This window comes from Microbacterium sp. MMO-35 (genome assembly GCF_037147555.1).
Classification (GTDB): domain Bacteria; phylum Actinomycetota; class Actinomycetes; order Actinomycetales; family Microbacteriaceae; genus Microbacterium.
Genome location: NZ_JBBCVH010000005.1, coordinates 358618 through 377414, shown reverse-complemented (window position 1 = coordinate 377414; position 18797 = coordinate 358618). Strand labels below are relative to the sequence as shown.

Annotated in this window: 12 protein-coding genes; all 12 read right to left on the bottom strand. The window is 73.1% G+C overall.

Annotated features, from left to right (window positions below):
* Positions 1 to 199 precede the first annotated feature (199 nt).
* The 12 genes from WFJ01_RS13240 to WFJ01_RS13185 all read right to left on the bottom strand — a co-directional run bounded on the left by WFJ01_RS13240 (position 200) and on the right by WFJ01_RS13185 (position 18713).
* Entirely contained in the window at positions 200 to 1939 is a 1740-nt protein-coding gene (locus tag WFJ01_RS13240) for an ABC transporter substrate-binding protein (protein WP_295034835.1), read from the bottom strand.
* Positions 1936 to 2163, bottom strand: coding sequence for a hypothetical protein (locus tag WFJ01_RS13235; protein WP_251447304.1), 228 nt, complete (start codon positions 2161 to 2163; stop codon positions 1936 to 1938). Before WFJ01_RS13235 ends, WFJ01_RS13240 begins: the two co-directional genes overlap by 4 nt.
* Positions 2164 to 2317: 154 nt before the next feature.
* Positions 2318 to 2614: a WXG100 family type VII secretion target gene (locus tag WFJ01_RS13230; protein ID WP_251447307.1), complete on the bottom strand. Its 297-nt coding sequence runs from the start codon at positions 2612 to 2614 to the stop codon at positions 2318 to 2320.
* 123 nt (positions 2615 to 2737) lie between these two features.
* Positions 2738 to 7243, bottom strand: coding sequence for an FtsK/SpoIIIE domain-containing protein (locus WFJ01_RS13225; RefSeq protein ID WP_336629285.1), 4506 nt, complete (start codon positions 7241 to 7243; stop codon positions 2738 to 2740).
* A gap of 58 nt (positions 7244 to 7301) precedes the next feature.
* The gene (locus WFJ01_RS13220) at positions 7302 to 8753 is read right to left on the bottom strand and encodes an RDD family protein (protein ID WP_336629284.1); all 1452 of its coding nucleotides are present in this window, start codon (positions 8751 to 8753) and stop codon (positions 7302 to 7304) included.
* Positions 8754 to 8879: 126 nt separating this feature from the next.
* Positions 8880 to 9626: a hypothetical protein gene (locus WFJ01_RS13215; RefSeq protein WP_292887669.1), complete on the bottom strand. Its 747-nt coding sequence runs from the start codon at positions 9624 to 9626 to the stop codon at positions 8880 to 8882.
* Positions 9623 to 11293 (bottom strand): serine/threonine-protein kinase, encoded by a 1671-nt coding sequence (locus tag WFJ01_RS13210; protein WP_336629283.1) that lies wholly within the window; start codon positions 11291 to 11293, stop codon positions 9623 to 9625. Before WFJ01_RS13210 ends, WFJ01_RS13215 begins: the two co-directional genes overlap by 4 nt.
* Positions 11290 to 12846 carry an FHA domain-containing protein gene (locus WFJ01_RS13205; RefSeq protein ID WP_336629282.1) on the bottom strand — a complete coding sequence of 519 codons (1557 nt, stop codon included), beginning with the start codon at positions 12844 to 12846 and terminating at the stop codon, positions 11290 to 11292. The genes WFJ01_RS13210 and WFJ01_RS13205 overlap by 4 nt, the downstream gene beginning before the upstream one ends.
* Positions 12846 to 13685: a PP2C family protein-serine/threonine phosphatase gene (locus WFJ01_RS13200; RefSeq protein ID WP_251447324.1), complete on the bottom strand. Its 840-nt coding sequence runs from the start codon at positions 13683 to 13685 to the stop codon at positions 12846 to 12848. Before WFJ01_RS13200 ends, WFJ01_RS13205 begins: the two co-directional genes overlap by 1 nt.
* Entirely contained in the window at positions 13682 to 15040 is a 1359-nt protein-coding gene (locus WFJ01_RS13195; protein ID WP_336629281.1) for an RDD family protein, read from the bottom strand. The genes WFJ01_RS13200 and WFJ01_RS13195 overlap by 4 nt, the downstream gene beginning before the upstream one ends.
* Positions 15037 to 17448 (bottom strand): transglutaminase family protein, encoded by a 2412-nt coding sequence (locus tag WFJ01_RS13190; protein ID WP_336629280.1) that lies wholly within the window; start codon positions 17446 to 17448, stop codon positions 15037 to 15039. Before WFJ01_RS13190 ends, WFJ01_RS13195 begins: the two co-directional genes overlap by 4 nt.
* Positions 17445 to 18713: a DUF58 domain-containing protein gene (locus WFJ01_RS13185; RefSeq protein ID WP_336629279.1), complete on the bottom strand. Its 1269-nt coding sequence runs from the start codon at positions 18711 to 18713 to the stop codon at positions 17445 to 17447. Before WFJ01_RS13185 ends, WFJ01_RS13190 begins: the two co-directional genes overlap by 4 nt.
* Between the last annotated feature and the right edge of the window lie 84 nt (positions 18714 to 18797).

The following is an 18797-nucleotide window of genomic DNA, read 5'->3' as shown; positions in this document are numbered from 1 at the left end:
CCAGAGTCGCACCCTTACTGACCTCATCCTCATCGATATCAGGCCAATCAAAACCCAGCTTCTCCATCACCCAGACAAGCTCATTCGGCAACATCATTCCCACGACAGCACCTCCGGACGCTGACCTTCCAAGACCCCTCCCCTCGACCCTACGAGAGCGTCCCCCGACGACGCGATGGGGAGAACTCCCCATCGCCGCTCAGCGCGCGGAGGTCCAGGCGGCCGCGCCGCCCAGCAGGGAGGGGGCCTCTCCGTTGCGCACGGACACGCCCCCGGTGCCGCGATCGGCGACGGTGACCCGGGGGTTCGTCGCGATCGGGAGGGCCACGGCGGACCGCACGATCGATGCCTCGATCTGGGCGCGCAGGTCCCGCGCCTGATACACGTCCGTGGTCTTGGCGAGCTGCGCGATCAGCTGATCACGGGACGGATCCGCGAACGGCGTGAGGGCGGCCGACCCTCCTGCCCCCCACTGCGCGGCGATCTGGTCGGGCGTCTGCGGAAGCGGCACCCGGGTGATCACGGCATCCCAGGCGCGCTGCGGCAGGGCTGCGGCGACATCGTCGCTGCCGCAGTCGGCGACGCCCCACCCCTCCTTGGCCGCCGCGGCCTGCAGCGCGGCGAAGGCCCCGCGCGCGAACTCGCTGCCGCGGTCGTACAGCACGCACACCCGCGCGCCGTCGTCGACTCCCGCCGTCCGGCGCTGCAGCGCCGGATCGTCGCCCGGCGTGCCGAGTGCCGAGGCGAACCCCGAGCCCTCGTCCACGACCTTGTAGGCCGCGGAATCGGGTGAGGTGACCATCGACGACGTGCCGGCGTAGGCCGATGCCCACTCGCCTCCGCCGCCCTGGATCATCGCGTTCGCGGGTGCCGCGTGGAAGAACGCGGTACGAGCCTGCGGAGACGCGAACACCCCGGCCGGGTTGAGGATCATCGTCCACAGCGTTCCGTCGTTGGTGGTCGTGACGGTGAAGTCCTTGAGCTCCAGCTCGTGGATCGGCGCGCGGTTCTCGGCCGTGGGAGCCACCTGGACGATGTCCAGCCCGGCGCCCGCCTCGGCCACCGGCTGCGCGCCCGGAGGAACGAGATCGATGCGGGCGACCTTCGGCTTCGGCGCACCGGCGTACCCCGCGTTCGCGACCAGTCGCACGCTCTGCCCGCCCGGGGCGCCTTCGACCCGATCGACCCGGAACGGACCGCTGGAGAGCAGGAGCCGGTCCGGGACGGCCCCCTTCTTCGGGAGATCGAACCCCTTCTTCCACACCTCGGCGATCTCGGCGAGCGCGGTGGGATCGCCCTTCCGGATCGCCGAGATGACGGCCTGCTTGGCCTCCATCGGATCGTCCAGCCCGAAGGCGAGGCGCCCGACGACATGGGCGGGCACGGGAGCGCCGACCGCGCTCTGCCAGTCGATCCTCGGGTGCGGGAACGTGACGTCGATCGATCGCGCGAACTCGTCGATCCGGGGGACCGAATCCGCATCCTCCTGCGCGTCCGCTCCGGGAGCCGGGTCGAGGCGGCCGGACGCGCCGGCCCATCCCAGCAGCAGGTCGGCGGCGTCGACGGGGATGCCGTCCGACCAGGCCGGCTGGGCCAGGTCGTAGCGCACCGTGAAGGGCGACTCCGAGACGATCTTCACCGTGCCGAACCCGGTGTCGGGCACGAACTGCCCATCGACGACGTCACCGAACCGACCGCGCGTCGCCGCGGCGATGTCGAGGTTGCCCGCGGTGGGCGACTGCGCCGCGTTCGCGGAGGTGAATGCCCCCGCCCATCCGACGACCACCTTCGTGCCGGCCACCGGCCCCGCCGAGGCCTTCCCCGACCGCGCCTTGGTGCAGGCGGCGAGCCCCGCGGCGAGCAGGAGCACGAGCACCGCCGCGAGGAGCCGCCTGCGGATCTCGTGACGGCGCACCCCGGCGTTCGACGGGGTCGTCACGCGTAGTCGGCGCTCTCGTCGGCTTCGGCGGCCATCTCGCGGAACGGCTCGCTCTCCTCGCTCTCGAGCCAGGCGCGCGCGTGCTCGATCAGCAGGGCGGGCGAGTCCTCGGCCTCGGCGGCGCTGCTGAAGGGCCCGATCGAGTCCTCCGTGGGCCGCTCGTCCGCCTGGACGACCATCTGGGTCGACAACGTGTACCAGTAGTAGCTCTGCGTTCCGCTCATCCGTCCAGCGCTCCGATCGTGCTCGTGGCGATTCTATGCGGCGCCCGCCGGCAGGCGCAGACGCCGCCGTGTGCGCGCACGAACCGGGCGCGCACACAGCAAGGGGTCGTGACGTCGATCCTCTCGACATCACGACCCCGGGCAGCGGGTTGGCTCAGGCGCCACCGGCCATGCTGGAGTCGGTGTCGCGGATCTGGTCCGCCATGCGCTCCAGCGCCTGCGCCATGTCGTTCACGGCCTCTGCGGCGTCGTCGAGGGAGGTGGTGAGCTCCTCGTACGCCGACGAGTACGCGTCGGACGCGTTCTCCGTCTTGAAGCCGTCCTGCACCAGGTCGTCGATGACGCCCTGCAGCTCCTTCAGCGTGTCGGTGACGCTGCTGCGTCCGTCACGCAGACGCGACGCCGCGCCTTCCATCTCGCTGTACGTTGCGCCAAAATCGTGTCCGGCCATGCGAACCCCTCCAGGTCTGTCTCTCAATCAGGCTGCTCAGCCCATTGCCCCCAGGCTAACCAACGATCCGCCGACCGCACATGGGGAGAACTACCCATCGGCCGATCCCCGATTCCCGGGCGCTCAAGGCGCCTCGGGGACGAAGGGGATCTGCATCGTGACGGCCCGGCCGGCCTGCACGAAGATGCCGCGGCCGACGGGGAAGTCGCTGCGCTTGACCCGGCCGAACGGCGTCTTGAAGATCGTGTCGCCGTCGTAGGTGTCGGGCTTCAGCACGATGCCCTGGCGCCCCGCCTTCCACTCGCCGAGGACGCCGATGCTGCCGCTCGCGCGGCTGATCTCCGCATCGGCGATCAGCATGTGATCGCTGTTGTTCATGGCCTGCAGCAGGGCGCGCATGGGACGATCCGCGGGACCGTCCGCGAGGTGCGGGATGTCCTCGATGACGATGAGGATCCGGCCGCCCGGGGCGTCGCTGACGACCAGCTCCGCGAGCTCGGTCGCCAGATCCTTCTCGTCCTCCGGGCGGATCGCGCTGCGCGTCCAGGGGCGGAAGTCCTTGAGCTCGGAGCGCCGGGTGCCGAAGTGGTACATCTGGATCCGCGGGTTGAACCGCTCCATGGCCACGACGAGCGCCTTGAGGGCGTTGGTCCTGCCCGAGGCCGGGGGACCGGCGATCACGAAGGATCCGACGGGTTCGAAGCCGTACGGCGCGAGAGTGTCGTCCGCGACGCCGAAGACCGGCAGCCCGTCGACCTGCGCCGGCATCTCCGAGACGGGCACGAGCGTGGGCAGCGCGCCGATCTCGGGAAGGTCGCGCACCCCCTGCGCACGCAGGCGCTCTCCGAGGGCGCCGAGCGCCTTGGTCTGCTCCACGACGTTCATCGTGCCGCCCAGCACCGCGATCTGCGCCTCGTGCCCGTCGACGACGGCGCGGCCCGGAGCCGACTGCTCATCGAGGACGTCGCGCGGGGCGCCCAGCAGCATGTACTGCGTCGGGTCACCCATGCGCAGCACGACGCGACGGGAGATGTTCGCCGCCACCGCGCTGGGCACCGCGTTGCCGCGGTCGGCGGTGATCACGGTGTGCACGCCCAGCGTGCGTCCCTCGCCGAGGATCCGCATGAAGATCCGGTAGAACGGACCCCGTCCTGCCGTCACCTCCCAGTCCTTCTTGAACTCGGGGTAGTTGTCGACGAGCAGCAGGATGCGGGGCATGTTCGGATCCGCGAGCTCGCGGTACTCCTGCACGGAGGCCGCGCTGGCGGCGGAGAACAGGGCCGACCGGCGATCCATCTCGCTGTCGAGCGTGCGGAGCAGCCGCTGGATGCGCTCCACGTCGCCGCCGTCCACGACCGACCCGACATGCGGCAGGGTGTTCAGCGAACCGAGCGCCCCGGAGGCGAAGTCGAGGCAGTAGACCTGCACGCGCCCCCGATCGGGGCGCATGCCGGCCGCGGTGGCGATGCTCTTGAGCAGGGTCGACTTGCCCGAACCCGACGTGCCGTAGACCACGAGCGAGCCGTCGCGGTCGGGGACGAACACGGCCGCCTCCTGGAGCTGCTTCTCCGGCACGTCCAGGAGCGCCAGCGGAATCCGGGTGTCGCCGTCGTTCGGCAGGTCGTTCAGATCCACGAGCAGCGGCAGGTCGTCGAGCCATGGACGCCGGGGCCGCGGGAGCCCCGCGACGTCCGCGGCGTGGATGAGGGTCGACACGATCCGCTTCTGATCGTTCGGGCCGAGGTCCTCCTCGTGCGCGTCGGAATCGGCCGGACGATCGGGTTCCCATTCGGCGGTCGCACCGAAGCGCAGCTCGGCCACGCGCACGTCGGCGACGGCCGCTTCGTCGGCACCGGTCCAGCCGCCCGCGTACGCCGACTGGAACGGCACGAGCCGGCCCGGTCCCGTCTTGGCGATCGCGCGGCCGGGGATGGTCGGCGAGAACGTCGCGGCGATGGGGTCGTCCACGACGTCGCGGGAGTCGGCCTCGTCGGCCATGCGCAGCGCGACGCGCAGGTTCGTGTTCGCCCGCAGGTTGTCCTTGATGACGCCGGCGGGACGCTGCGTCGCCATGATCAGGTGGATGCCCAGCGACCGGCCGCGCTGTGCGATGTCCACCACGCCGTCGACGAACTCGGGCATCTCGGAGGCCAGAGCCGCGAACTCGTCGATGACGAGCACCAGCGCCGGCGGGCACTCCGGATCCTGGCGCTTCTCGAGTTCGAGAAGGTCCTTGGCCTTCTTGCGGTTCAGCAGGTGCTCCCGGTGCTGCAGCTCGGCGCGGAGGCTGGTGAGCGCGCGCCGCACCAGATGCGGGCTGAGGTCGGTGACCAGTCCGACGCAGTGCGGAAGCTCCACGCAGTCGGCGAAGGCGGATCCGCCCTTGTAATCGACGAACAGGAAGGTGACCCGGTCGGGGCTGTGCGCCGCCGCCATGCCGAGCACCCAGGCTTGCAGGAACTCGCTCTTGCCGGCGCCGGTCGTGCCGCCGACGAGGGCGTGCGGGCCCTGGGTGCGCAGGTCGAGGGTCATGGCATCGCTCGCGCCCTGGCCGATGATCGCGCGGAGAGTGCCCGCCTTCTTCAGCCGCGGCCGAGGGTTGGGCGAGCGGTCCACGATCGTGTTGTTCTGCCGCCACCGCTCGATCACGACCTGCGGGTCCTCGGCGATCTGCGGATCGACGAGCTGGAGGAACATGACCGATCCCGGGATGTCCGAGGCGTCGTGCACGACGGTGCTCGCATCGACCACGGGCGCCAGCCGCCGGGCCAGCATGTTCATGTAGTCGTTCGACACGCCCTCGACGCGGACGTCGTCGAAGCTCTCGCCGTTGCGGACCAGGCCCACCGTGGCGGACTCGAGTCCGGCGGTGACGTCGATGTAGCTCCGGCACACCGCGGGCAGGGATTCCACGGTCGGGGCGACGAACACCGCGTGCACGCCGTGGTCGGCGCCGCGCTCCAGGACGTCCGTGAGGCGGCCGCGGTCGACGGGCGCGTCCCCGCTGACGAAGACGATCACCGAGACCGGCGGCGTCTTCTTGTGCTCGGTCGCCGCACGGGCGACGTCGGAGCCGTACAGCAGCGGGTTCCAGTCCTCCTTGAACGGGCCCCGCGGCTCCGAGTCCAGCCCCTCGCCGGCCGCCCGGCGCACATGCTCCTCGAGCTGGTTCAGCAGCGCCGCCGAGGTCGGGGCGGAGTCGGCGAGCGCGATGTCGCGGAACGGCGACCGCTCGCTCGACGTGTGCGGCATCCACTTCAGCCAGTCGAGCTCGGGCGTCCAGGCGGAGTCGGCGAAGGCGACGGCCACCACGTCGTTGGGCGCGTGCAGCCCCAGCAGCTGCACGGCGACGCCGCGCATCGTATCGGCGGCCGGCCCCTGGTGCCCGGCGATGCCGATCGAGCCGGCGTCGCTGAGCAGGTCGAACACAGGGACGTCGTCGACGTGCTCGTAGCGGGCACGGAGCCGATCGATGCGATCGACGTACTCGGGCAGGCCCTCGGGGCTGTCCTCCTCGTCGACGTCGTTGCGGGCCGGCAGCTGCCGGCTGCCGAGCCTGAGCCCGAGGAAGTTCCAGTGCTCCGGCCGTCTCGTCCACAGCATCGGCCCGAGGCGCAGGGCGTGGTCGAAGATCTCGGCGACCGGCGGCGCCTCGGCGTTGCGCGCCTTCTCCTCCTCGGGCTTGCCGCGGTAGAAGTCCTCCTCGAGCTGCTCGAACTGCCGCTCGAAGACCCCGATCTCGTGCCCCTCGGTCTTCTTGCTCTGCACCGACTGGTTGATGATGTTGCCGAACGCCATGAGCGGCGTCATCACGATCATGAGCAGGGATCGCGGGTTGCCGTTCATCATGTACAGCGCCGCGCCCATCAGGATCGGCGTCACCATGATCGGCCAGGGGAAGAGCTTGCCGATCCGCTCGGTCGGGATGCGCGGAAGGGTGAACCGCGTGCCCGGGTAGCGCACCTCGACGCGGGGGCTCCGGTTGAAGAGCAGCCCGCCGCCGCGCTCGATGATCGGCTCCTCTGTGGCGGAGCCGTCGAAGGACCGGACCAGGCGGAGCACGAACGTGGTGCTGCCGATGACGAACGGCTCGCCCTCCTCGATGCGGACGCGCTGCACCGCGACGCCGTCGACGAGCACGCCGTTCGCGGAGTTCAGGTCGACGACCTCGATGTACGCGCCGACCTCGAGCCGTGCATGCCGCTTGGACGCCATGGGGTCGGCGATGACCACATCGCTCGCCGCGTCGCGTCCCAGGATCACGTGCCCCGACCGGATCGGGAACTCCTGTCCGGCGAGCGCGCCGGCCGTCCCCACGAGCATGCCGACGATGTCGTTGCGTCCCGAAGCCGCGTACTCCGGGCCGTAGTTGACGATCGATGCCGCGAATCCCGAGCCGATCCCCGCCTCGCCGATGGGCACATCCGGCTCGAGCGGGATCAGCCGCTTGCCGTTCGGCGGCGCGACCGCGAGGGTCACGACGTCCCCCTCCGCGACGGGGGTGGCGCGCGTCGGATCGGCGGCGGCGACGTGCCGCGCCACATCACCGGCCGTCGCGGTCGAGTCCGTCGTGATCACGATGTCGGCGGGTTCGCCCACCGGCCGGTGCAGCGTCAGCTTCAGCCTCATGCGTGTCCTTCATCCCCCCTCGGCCGAACGCCGCGCGCGTTCGGCCCTCCCGATCCGCTCACAGCGCCACCACGGTCGCCAGGCGGTCACCCATGCGGATGGTGTCGCCGTCGCGCACCGGAACCGGGGCTCCGGCGGGCGCGGCGTACTCGATCCCGTCGCGGATCAGTCCTGATCCGTTGGTCGACCCGCAGTCGGTGATCTCGAATCCGGCCGCCACCGGCCGCACGAGCAGATGGGTCTTCGACAGCGACTTGCTGGCATCTGCGAGCGGCAGCGGGCGCGCGTCCGGGTGGCCCGAGGCATCCGGGTTCCGCCCGAGCAGCACGGCCTCGACGACCGGGATGCTCTCCCCCGTGTCGAGCCGCAGCGCGTAGCGCGCGACCGGCGCCGCGGACGGGGTCTGCGGCGCGGCCGGGGGCTGCGCGGGCTGAGGCGCGACGGTCGGCTGAGGCGCGACGGTCGGCTGCGGCGCGACGGTCGGCTGAGGTGCGACGGTCGGCTGAGGTGCGACGGTCGGCTGAGCCGCGACGGTCGGCTGAGCCGCGGGAGCAGGCGGGGCGACCGGCGTCTGCGGCGGAGCCACCGGTGCCGGCGACGCGACCGGCGTGACGGGCGTCTGCTGCGGGGCGGCCGTGGGCACGGGCGTCGGGTCGGGCACCGCCACCGGCGCGAGCGGCGTCATCGTCGGGGTCGCCGGCGCCTCGAGGCCGCCGGGCGCGGCATGCGGTCGGGCGACGCCGAGCACCCCGGCGCTGATGCGGCTGCCGGGGCGGTAGGCGGGAGCCGCGGTCGGCCCCACCGGCGTGGCGAGCGACGGCAGCGCGGAGCGCTCCGGCACCGGATCCGCCTTCACCATCTTCCTGGCCAGGCGCATCCGCTTCTCGTCGAGCGGGTTCAGGCCGTTGCGCACGTCGACGAGCCAGACCCGGGACGCCCTGTCATGCCATCCGCGGCCGCGCCCCTCCGGGTCGAACAGCGGCGAGAGGAGGAACACGACCCCCAGCAGGGGCACGAGGCTCGCACCCACCAGGACGAGGAAGCGCAGCAGCACGGCGCCGACGCCCGCGCGCTCCAGCGTGCGCACGCTCACGAGGCGCAGGCCGGTGATCGCCTTCCCGATCGTGAGCCCCCGGACTCCCTGCAGCACGAGCTGCGCCACCGCGAAGGCGAGGCTGAGCACGACGGTCACCGCGGCCATGATCACCGAGAGCCGGAAGTCCGGGTGGTTCACGAATCCGTACAGCGAGATCGTCCCCGCGGCGAACTTGAGCAGCAAGGGCACCGCGCCGAACCACAGCGGCAGCTGGACGACGAACCAGATCGCGGCGTCGATCACCGCCGACGCCGCGCGGCGCCCGAACGGCGCGCGCACGAGCCCCAGGGCTGCGGCGTACGCGGGGTCGGGGCGGCCTGCGGCGTCGAGGCCCTCGATCACCGGCTTGTGCTCCTCGACCTCCCAGATCATGTCCTGAGGCGCGTTCGAGCGGCCCGCCTTCACCTCCGGCATGCCCAGCTACCCCTCCGAGATCGTCCGGATCGGAGAGCCCGACCCGCAGCATTCGTCCAGCCTACGGAAGATCCGACGGGGCCGTCGATGGGGACGACTCCCCATCCGTCGCCCGGTCGGCTCCGGTCACTCCGCGTCGCCGGGATCCGCATCCGTCACGTCGAGCAGCGGCAGATCGGCCTTGCCGACGAGGCGCGAGGCGATCACGTGCTCGACGAGGCGCGCCCGCCGGTTGGTCGCGGATCCGCCCACCCCGCCGCGCATGCCGGGCACGCCGATGCGGTCGAACTTGTCGCACACGTTGTCGAGCTTGCGGTTGAAGCGGGTGACGGTCCAGCCCAGGCGCGCCGCGGCGTCGGCGCTGGAGGGCAGGGCGCTCATGCCCGTGCCGTCGCGGCGCAGCAGCGGTTCGGCGAGGGCCACCAGAAGCTGCTTCTGGCTGAGCGTCAACGGCACGTCGCCGATCGTCGAATCGCCGTCGAACTCGCGCTCGCGCCGGGTCTCCCGGAAGGTCGGCTCGGAGGCGTGGATCGTGAACTCGTACGTGGTGGGCCCCGCGGAGAACACGACGCTCGTGGTCGCGAACACCAGGGGGAGCCGGGCGCCGGGCGCGAGCCAGGCCTGCACTCCGCCGGTCGCATCGGTCACCGTCGCCTGCAGGCGCGCGCCGATGTTCGCGAGCCACCACAGCCCGGCCGACTCGGCGATCTCGAGGAAGTGCCGATGCAGGAAGAGGTTGTCGTCGATGGCGAGGTCGCCCTCGCGCCCCACCACGAACCGCCCTCCGGCCTCGATCGGGAAGTACTCCCCCGCGAACTCCACCGTCACCCGCGCACGGGTCGGATCCTGCGTGACCTCGGGGTCCATGGTCATGAGGTGCATCCTCTCACCGTCGACGAACCGGAGCCGTTCTCCCGGCGCAGCACGACATCGATGCAGGTCGTGCCGCCGGGCTGCGCCGGGACCGTGATCTCCGGCGCGTCGACCTTGGTCATGTCGCCGTCTCCCGCGAGCGTCACCACCGTGACGAGGTAGGAGTCGCCCTTCTGCGGGCTCGGGTTGGTCCAGGTGAAGCGCACGGAGCCTGCGCCGTCGGGCGTGCCGACGACGTCCTTCGGCGTCGCCGTCATGTCGCCGAGAGGATCCTGCGGATCCGCGCTCTCCGCGGCGGTCGGCTTGGGCTTCGGCGGGTTCGCGTTGAGCAGGTTCACCGCGAGCACCGATCCGCCGGCGAGCACGACCACCGCCGCCGCCGCGACCAGGCCCCAGATCAGGCCCCGGCGGGACGCCGGGGCGACGGAGCGGTCCGTCGGTGCGGGAGCGGCGGGGGCCGGTGCCCTCTCCCCCGCGACGGCGCCGGCGTCCGGGCTCACCGTACGCGGCGGGCGCAGCACGGTCGGCGCATCGTCGCCGGCGTCGACCGGCGCGACGGGGGCGACCGGCGGCGCCGGCGCGGCTGCCGCGGGCACCCGGATCATCGTGCGTGCGGAGGTCTCGTCCTCGGCTGCTCCGGCGGGGTCGAACCGCGGGCCGGGCGCCGCAGGGACGACGGGGGCCTGCACGGGGCTCGTCGTCGCCGACGGCCGGGTGGCGGTGTGACTCGGGTCGATGCTGACGACCTCGCGCACCCGGGTCAGGCCGTCGTCGTCATCGTCGTGCTCGCGCTCCGGCTGATGGTCGTCGACGATGTCGATCGGGGTCACCGAGTGCGAGAGCTCGATCTGCACCTTCTGCAGCGCCCGGGCGAACGCCACGGCGCTGCCGAAGCGGTCGGCGGGATTCTTCGCCATGCCGCGCTCGAGGACGCGGGCGAGGCTCTCCGGCACATCGGCGCGCCCCAGCGGCGGCAGCGGCTCGCCCTCGATCCGCGCGATCAGATCGGCGCCGCTGTTGCGCTGCCCCGGCTTCTCGAACGGGCTGCGCCCGGTGAGCAGCGTGTAGAGGGTGGCGGCGAGCGCGTAGACGTCCGAGCGCACCCCGCCCTGCGGCGGGTCGCCGAACGACTCCGGCGGCGACCAGGGGATCGACATGCCCGCGGCCTCGCTCACCGCGCCCGTGGTCGAGGCGATGCCGAAGTCGGTGAGGGCCGGCCGGTTGTAGGCCGTGACGAGGATGTTCGCGGGCTTGATGTCGCGGTGCAGAACACCGGCGCGGTGCGCGGTCTCCACGGCTCCGGCGACCTGGACGCCGACGCGCAGCGCCTCGGCCACGCTGAACGGCTCCTTGCGGGCGCGCTGCTGCAGGTTCGGCCGCGGGCAGTACTCCATGACGAGGTACGGGCGTCCGTCGGCGGCGACGCCGGTCTGATAGATCGTGACGATCGCGGGATGCGTGGACAGCATCGCCATGACGTTCGCCTCGTCGGCGAACTCCTGGGCGGCGCCCGACGCGAGCCGGTCGGCGAGGAGCACCTTGACCGCCACGCGGCGACGCGGCTGCTGCTGCTCGTAGAGGAAGACGTCGGCGAACCCGCCGGTGCCCAGCGGCTCGACGTAGTCGAACCCCTCCAGCTGCGGCGGCGGGGACGGCGGACGACTCACGGCAGATCCTCGAACGCGACGGTGATCCCGTCGCCGAGATCGATCACGTCCCCGGTGACCACGATGGTCTGCTCGCCGGGGTGCAGCCGCACCGGCTCGGCGCCGGGGCGCAGCAGCGTGGATCCGTTCGTGGTGTGCAGGTCGAGCACGACGACCGCGTCGGCCTCGGGGCGGATCTCGAGGTGGCTGCGCGAGATGTCCTGCTGCGGGCTGTCGACCGCCACGAGGTGCGGCAGGGTAGCACCGCTGGAACGCGTGGCCCGCGGGCGGCGTCCGATCACGACCGTGCGGTCGAGCGCGACGACCTGCCCGGAGGACAGCCGCACCCGAGGGCCGGTGGTCACGGCTGCAGCGGGGACGGGGTCCGCGGCACCGGGGCGCGCGGGCTCCAGCGTGATCCCGGGCACGGCGGACACGGGCGCGGGCACCGGCTCGGTGGGCGTGGGAACCGCGCCCGCGACGGTCGGCGCGACGGGGAGGTCGCCGCGCAGGGCCCGCGCCTGAGCGAGGGAGATGGTCGCGCCGTCGTGGTCGCCGTCGTCCGGGGCGCTCCCGGTCTGCGGCGCCGTCGGGGCGGCCTGCACTGGGGCGGCCTGCACCGGGGCGGCCGGTGCCGGGCGGAAGTCGAGGGTGTGCCCGCCCAGCGGCGCCGCGATGGTGTCGGCCGGGGGGAGGATCGTCTCCACCGGCGCCGGAGCACTGATCACCGTGTCGCCGAGGTCGTCCTCGTCCGCGGCCGGGACGAGCGGCGCGGGATGGGGTTCCGGCTCGGGATCCTGTGTGGTGGTCCCCTCGACGGGCTCGGGATCGGGCTCATCCGCGGGGGACGGCGTCTCGTCTCGGTCGCCTGCGGCGTCCTCGCTCGACGACCCCGGAGCCGGGACGTCGTCCTCGTCAGACGACGCGGGCGACGGGACGACGTCCTCACCCGACGGCCGCGGAGACGGGTCGGAGGCCTCGCCCGACGACCCCGGAGACAGGACGACGTCCTCGCCCGACGACCCCGGCGACGGGGCGAGCTCCTCGTCAGACGAGCCCGGAGCCGGGACAGCGGAGTCGCCGTCGGATGACGCGCGGACCTCGGGCGCAGCCTCGGCCGACGGCTCGGGAAGGAGCGCGGTGCCGGCGATGATCACACCGGCGCGCACGACGCCCGCGACGATCGGCAGCGCCGGATCCTCCGCGCCGTCCTCGACCCGGATCTCGATGCCGGTCATGCCGGGCACGAACCGCTCGCTCCAGGTGGTGACCTCGGCCCCGGTGATCTCGCGCTCGTCGCCCGTGGCGACCACGCGCGCCCGCACCCGCCCGCGCACCGCGATCCGGGCGTGCTCGCCCTCGCGCACCACGGCGGCGAACGGCGGGATCGCGGCGAACGACCCGCCGCCCGCGGCCGTCAGCGCATCGACCACCTCGGCGAAGGAGGCCTCGTCGGCGGCGACCCGCTCCCACAGCCTCGCGACGAGCGCGGCGTCCGCATCCGGAGGCAGTGCGATCACGGCCCGGGGGCCGATCAGCGCGAACCACGACCCTGCGCGGTAGACGGTGTTCATCAGCGCATCCCTCCCATGGCCTCGGCACGCGGTCGCGTGTCGGAGTCGATGTCCTCGTCGTCGAAGCCGGCTGCGCCGTCGCGCCCCGGACGCGTGCTCACGTGGAGCGCGTCCACGACGACCGCGGTCACGTTGTCGCGCCCGCCGTGCTCGAGGGCGCGGTCGATCAGGCGCTCCGCGGCGGCCTGCGGATCCTCGTGCATCGCGAGCAGGGTCCGGATCTCCTCGTCGTCCACCTCGCTGCTCAGACCGTCGGAGCAGACCAGGATCCGATCGCCGACGCGGGCCGGGATCATCCAGTAGTCGGCCTCGCCGGTGCTGCCCGCGCCGATCGCCCGCGTGATGATGTTGCGGCGGCGGTCCCGGGGGGCGTCCGCCGCGCGCAGCTCGCCCGCGTCGATGAGCTCCTGCACCACGGAGTGGTCGACCGAGATCTGCTCCAGCACGCCGCCGGAGAGCCGGTAGGTGCGCGAGTCGCCGATGTTGATCGCCAGCCAGTAGCCGACGCCGTCGACGGCGGCGATCGTCACGCCGCTGAGCGTGGTGCCGGCCATCGAGCCCCCGTCGGCCGGAGCCGTGGTGCCGCCGATCGCGTCGACCGCCGCGCGCACGCGGGCCAGGGTGAAGCTGACGTCGTCGATGGTGAGCACCGGCCGGCCCCGCAGCTGCGCGAAGCCCTCGATCACGGTCGTGCTGGCGACGTCGCCGGCCTGATGCCCGCCCATGCCGTCGGCGACGAGGAACAGCGGCGCCTGAGCGAGCAGCGCATCCTCGTTGAGCGCACGGCGCAGCCCGGTGTGCGTGGCCGCGCCCGACCGCGCGACGATCGCCGGCGTCATGCGTAGCCGCCCACGGTGACGATCCGGTCGCCGATCTCGATGGCGTCGCCGAGACGGATCCGCACGCGCTCGCCGGGCGGGCAGGCGATCCGCACCCCGTCGCGCACGATCGTCATGCCGTTGGTCGAGTGCCGGTCCATCACCCAGCCGCCGGCGGCCTCGGCCGCGGCCTCGAAGTGGGTCTTGGACAGCGACAGGGTCTCGTCGCGGACGACGACGACCGTCGCGCCGGCCTCGGGCGCCGGATTGCGACCGAACAGCGTGCGCCCGGAGACGGTGGCGCGTGCGCCGTCGTCCCAGACGAACTGCAGCCGGTGCCCCGGGATCGAGATCCGCGTCTCCTCCAGGTCCTCCTCGTCGGGATGCACCACGGGGGTCAGGGCCAGGGCGTCCGCGACGGTGGCGGGCGCGGCCGCCGGCACGGGCGGTCGCGCCGGCGCCACGGTCTCCGGCCCCGAGACCACGGGAGCGGCGGGGGCTGGCACCGACGGGCTCACCCCGGGGACGACCGTGATCATCGCGTGCGCGGCGTCGGCGGCGGCCTGCGCCGCGGCCGACAGCACCGTCGCATCGTGCGGGTCGGCCTCGGCCGCGGGGTCCGCGACGGGCCCGCCGGCGCTCGGGGCGTTCGGCAGGGTGTGCCCCGTGGACGCGGCGGGTGCACCCGCCGGCGGGGCGAACGACGCGGCGGGGGCGGCCTGGAGCAGGGGCGGGTCCGGCGTCGTCAGGACGAACGGCGCCGGAGGGCCGGCCGCGGGCTGCGGCGCGCCGGGCACGGTCGCGAGCGTCGGCGCGGGAGCGGAGGGCTCGGCGATGACGCCGGCGCCCGCGGGTGCGGCCGACGGTCCTGAGGCGGTGCGGGCATCGCGCATGATCGCGCCTGCCGCCCGGTCGTGCCAGCCCTGGAACCGGCCGGAGCCGTCGAACAGCGGCGTGAAGTAGCCGACGACGATCGCGGCGCTGAGACCGAACACGACGTTGCGCAGCAGCGCACGTCCGAAGCCCAGCGGCGCCTCGCTGCCGTCCCGCACGAGCCGCAGCCGCAGGATGCGCATGCCGATGGATCCGCCGGATCCCTGCAGGAAGCTGTAGACGAGGAACCAGGCGAGCATCACGAGGCTCGTGATGCCCATCCCGGTGAGGAGCGCCGAGGCGACGGCCGTCGCTCCCCCGCCGCTCGCCGCGCCGGCCATCGCGAAGGCGACCGCCGATCCGATGATGGCGGGCAGCGACGCGATCGCCGCGTCGATGAGGTAGGCGGCCACGCGGCGCGGGAGCGGCGCGATCGGGGCGGCCGGAGACGTCGGCGCGACCGGAGGCGTCGTCGCGCCGGCGCTGCTCGGGGCGTTCGTCATGAGGTCTCGCTCTCGGATCCGCGGCGTGCGGCTCGGGTGCCGCGCTGCGTGGCTGGTGTGCTCTCGATCGTGCCAGGTGCGCCCGAACTCGCGCCAGAGCCGGACCCGGGCCGGCGGACGCGTTCGGTCGCGGCGTCGCGCAGCCCCTGGAACCCGGCCGAGAGACGGGAGCCGCCGAGCAGCGAGCGCAGGCTGAGGCGCGCGATCATCCGGCGCCGCCAGCTCGCCTCCTTGCCCATCCCGGCCACGATGCCGTCGACCTCGAGCCAGAACGCATCGACGTCCTCGGCGGTCGGCTCGGACGGGCCGAAGACCTGGGCGTCCGCGTGGTCGGCGAGCGCGGTCACCGCGGGGACCGTGAGCGCGGTGGCCACGGTGCGGGCCTCCTCGGCCCGGGTGGCGCCGGAGGGCAGGCGCGCCCCGTAGTCCACGGCGCGGTCGGTGAGCTCGTCCCAGCCGCCGCTGATGCGGTCGGCGGCGAGCGCCGCGACGCGTCGCCGGCGCCGGCGGGCCGCCTTCCAGGCGCCGATCACGATGAACGGGGCGGCGAGGATCGCGAGCACCAGCAGCACGCTGCCGCCGATCGCGAGGATCGTGCCGAGGATGCCCCACAGGTTGTCCGGGCCGTCCTGGTTGCCGCGCTGGTCGGGCACGCTGGGCGGAAGCTCGACCGGCTCCTGCGGCGGGGGCGGCGGCTGCAGCACCTGCGGCTTGGGGACGACCTTGGGCTTGGTGATCTGGTCCTGCGGGACCTTGTCCTTCGGCGGGGTCGGGTCGAAGGCCACCCATCCGGCCTTCTCGAAGTTCACCTCGACCCAGGCGTGCAGGTTGTCGCCGTTGGCGGAGAACGTGCCCTTCTGGCCCTTCTCCGGGTAGAAGCCCATCACGACCCGGACGGGGATGCCCAGGGAGCGGGCCGCGAGCGCCATCGCGACGGCGTACTGCTCGTCGTCGCCGATCATCTGCTGCCCGTCGATCAACGTGGAGATCCGCTCCTCGGTGTGCCCGGCGCGGCTGAGGGCCTCGCCCTCCAGGCCGTGGCTGAAGAAGCCCTCCTCGGAGAACTTCTTCACCAGCGCCCGCACCTGCGCGATGGGCGTCTTCGCGTCGGCGACCGTGTCGGAGGCGAGCGAAGCCAGCTTCTCTGGGACCTCGGCCGACTTCGGCATCGCGACGGATCCGAAGGCGAGGCCGTCGAGCTGCTTGTCCGTCCAGGTGCGGGGGATCGTGGTGTCCAGGGTGTACGTGTCGCCCTTGCGCAGCTTCGAGGTGGCGACCGCCGTGCCGGTCGAGTCGTTGTAGTAGGTGCCGCGCCGCAGCGCATCGGCGTCGGATCCGCCGAACGTGATCCGGCTGACGGCGCCGGCGTCGGGCAGCCACACGCCCGTGTACGCGTCCATCGTGACGTCGAGCGTGGCCGCGGAGCCGGTGGCTCCGGCCGACATGTTGTCGCGGATGGGACTGAACGCCCCCGACGACCCGACGCCCTTGTCCGACACGTCGTAGACGACGCCGTTGTAGGCGTCCATCGTGCCGACCCGGATGCGGGCGCCTTCGGGCAGCCCCTTCACGGTGAACAGGGTGTCCTTGCGGTGGTCCTTCACGTACCCGCGGTACGACTGCAGCGGGCTCGCGTACTGGTGCACGTCGAACGGCGGCAGCACCACGTCGCGGAACACGTGTCGCGGCTCGGCGAGCGTCGTCGCGGCGGCGACGCCCGTGCAGGCGAGGCCGGCGACGACCAGCACGGCCGCCCCGGCGAGGATGCGGCGGCGGCGCAGGGCGGAGGAGCGGGACCCGTCGGCCGCGACCGGGACCGCGGCGTCCGCGCTCTCGCCGCCGAGGCCGCGCAGCGCGAGCCAGGCCACCGAGACGAGGGCGAAGACGACGCCCTGCGCGATCGGGGCCGCCGGATCCGGGACGCCCATGGCGATCACCAGCATGAGGTGCGCCGCCGCGGGGATCAGCGCCCACGCGACCCGGTGCAGCCGCAGCGCGAGCGCGGCGGTCAGCACCCCGAACACGAGGGCGGACAGGAACGGGACCAGCGCGTAGCCGTCCCCCACCGCCACCGGCGCGACCGTGGTGAGCATCGCCTTCCAGCTGGTGACGGCGCCGGCCGACAGCGCGCCCAGGGTCTGGCCGGTGGGCACGAAGCCGAACAGCGTCGTCTGCGGCAGGGCCAGCGCCCCGCCGAAGACGAAGTAGGCGAGCACGGTGAGTCCGGCGGTCGGCAGGATCCCCCAGCCGCGCCAGGCGCAGAGCAGGGCCACCCCGAGACCCAGCACGAGGCCGCCGAGCGCGGCGGGCAGGAAGGATCCGCCCGCGAACGAGGGCCACCATCCGGCGATGCCGGCGCCCATGAGCAGGGCCACCGCGACGAGGTCGGTGAGGCGACGGGCCATCATGCGAGCACCTTCCCGAGGGCGAGCGGCAGCTGCTCGAGCGCGCCCACCGTGATCACATCGGCCTCGCCGATGCGGCGCAGCGACGGGGCCTCGCCGAGATCGGCGACGATGGCGAGCACGCGCGACCCGAAGGGCAGGCGGGCGCAGGCGGCGCGCAGCTCCTCCGGTGAGGTGCGGCTGCCGCCGACGAGCACCACGACGCTGGACAGCGGCATGTGCGCGGCGACGGTGCCGGCCAGCGCCGCCAGCCCGCCGTCCTTCGCGCGGCCCTCCTCGACGCCCGCGAGCGAGTCGAGGAGCTGCTTGCCCGTGCCGGACGCCAGTGCCCGGCCCTGCACGCGCAGCTCGACGTGCTGCGCATCGCGGATCGCACGCAGACCCACGGATCCGGCCAGGGAGATCGCGAGCTCGAACTCCTCCGCCTCGGCGTACTCGGAGCTCGCGCGGCTCAGGCCGATGACGAAGTGCGAGCGGCGCGTCTCCTCGTACTGACGCACCATGAGCACCCCGGTGCGTGCCGAGGAGCGCCAGTGCACCCGACGCAGGTCGTCGCCCGGCTGATACTCGTTGAGCGCATGGAAGGAGACGTCGTCGCGGGACAGATCCGACGCCGGCAGCCCCTCCAGGTCGCGCAGGAAGCCGAGCGACTGCCCGTCGAAGGCGATCGTGCGCGGGTGCACGAAGAGATCGATCGGATCGTCGCGCCGGTGCGCCCGCTCGAACAGCCCGAGCGGGTCGCCGCGGACGACGCTGACCGGGCCGACCGACACGACGCCGCGCCGGTGGGTGGGGATGGCGAAGAGCTCCTCCGCCTCCTCCCCGGGGGCGAGCCGCTTGATGCCGAACTCGCCGCGGCCGGCGCCGACCGGCAGCACGACGCGCGAGGGCAGGATCGCCCTGCTGCCGCGGTTGGCCAGGGTCAGCGCCCCCACCGCCCGCTCTCCGACGACGACGCGGGTGCGCGCCAGGTCGAGGGTGATGTCGTAGGCGGTGCGCCCGATGAGGAACAGCGTGCACAGCACGAGCACGATGGCGAGCACGAGCGCGATCACGGCCATTTCGATCCAGCCGAGCGGCAGCGCGATCAGGAGGCATCCCAGGGCCGCACCCGCGAGCACCCAGGCCAGCGGGCGCACCGCGCCGGCGATCAGGCGGAGCCGCGTCCCCCCGCGCGCGAGCACGAGCGCGAGGATGTCGCGCCAGCCGGCCTCGCGGTCGGATCCGGCCGGGCGATCGGTGCTGCGCGCCGGGGCGGTCGTGGTCATGCGTGCTCTCTGTCTTCGGATGTCCCTTCGACGAAGCTCAGGGACCGGGGTTGCGGCTCAGGGACCGGGGTTGCGGGGCAGGGG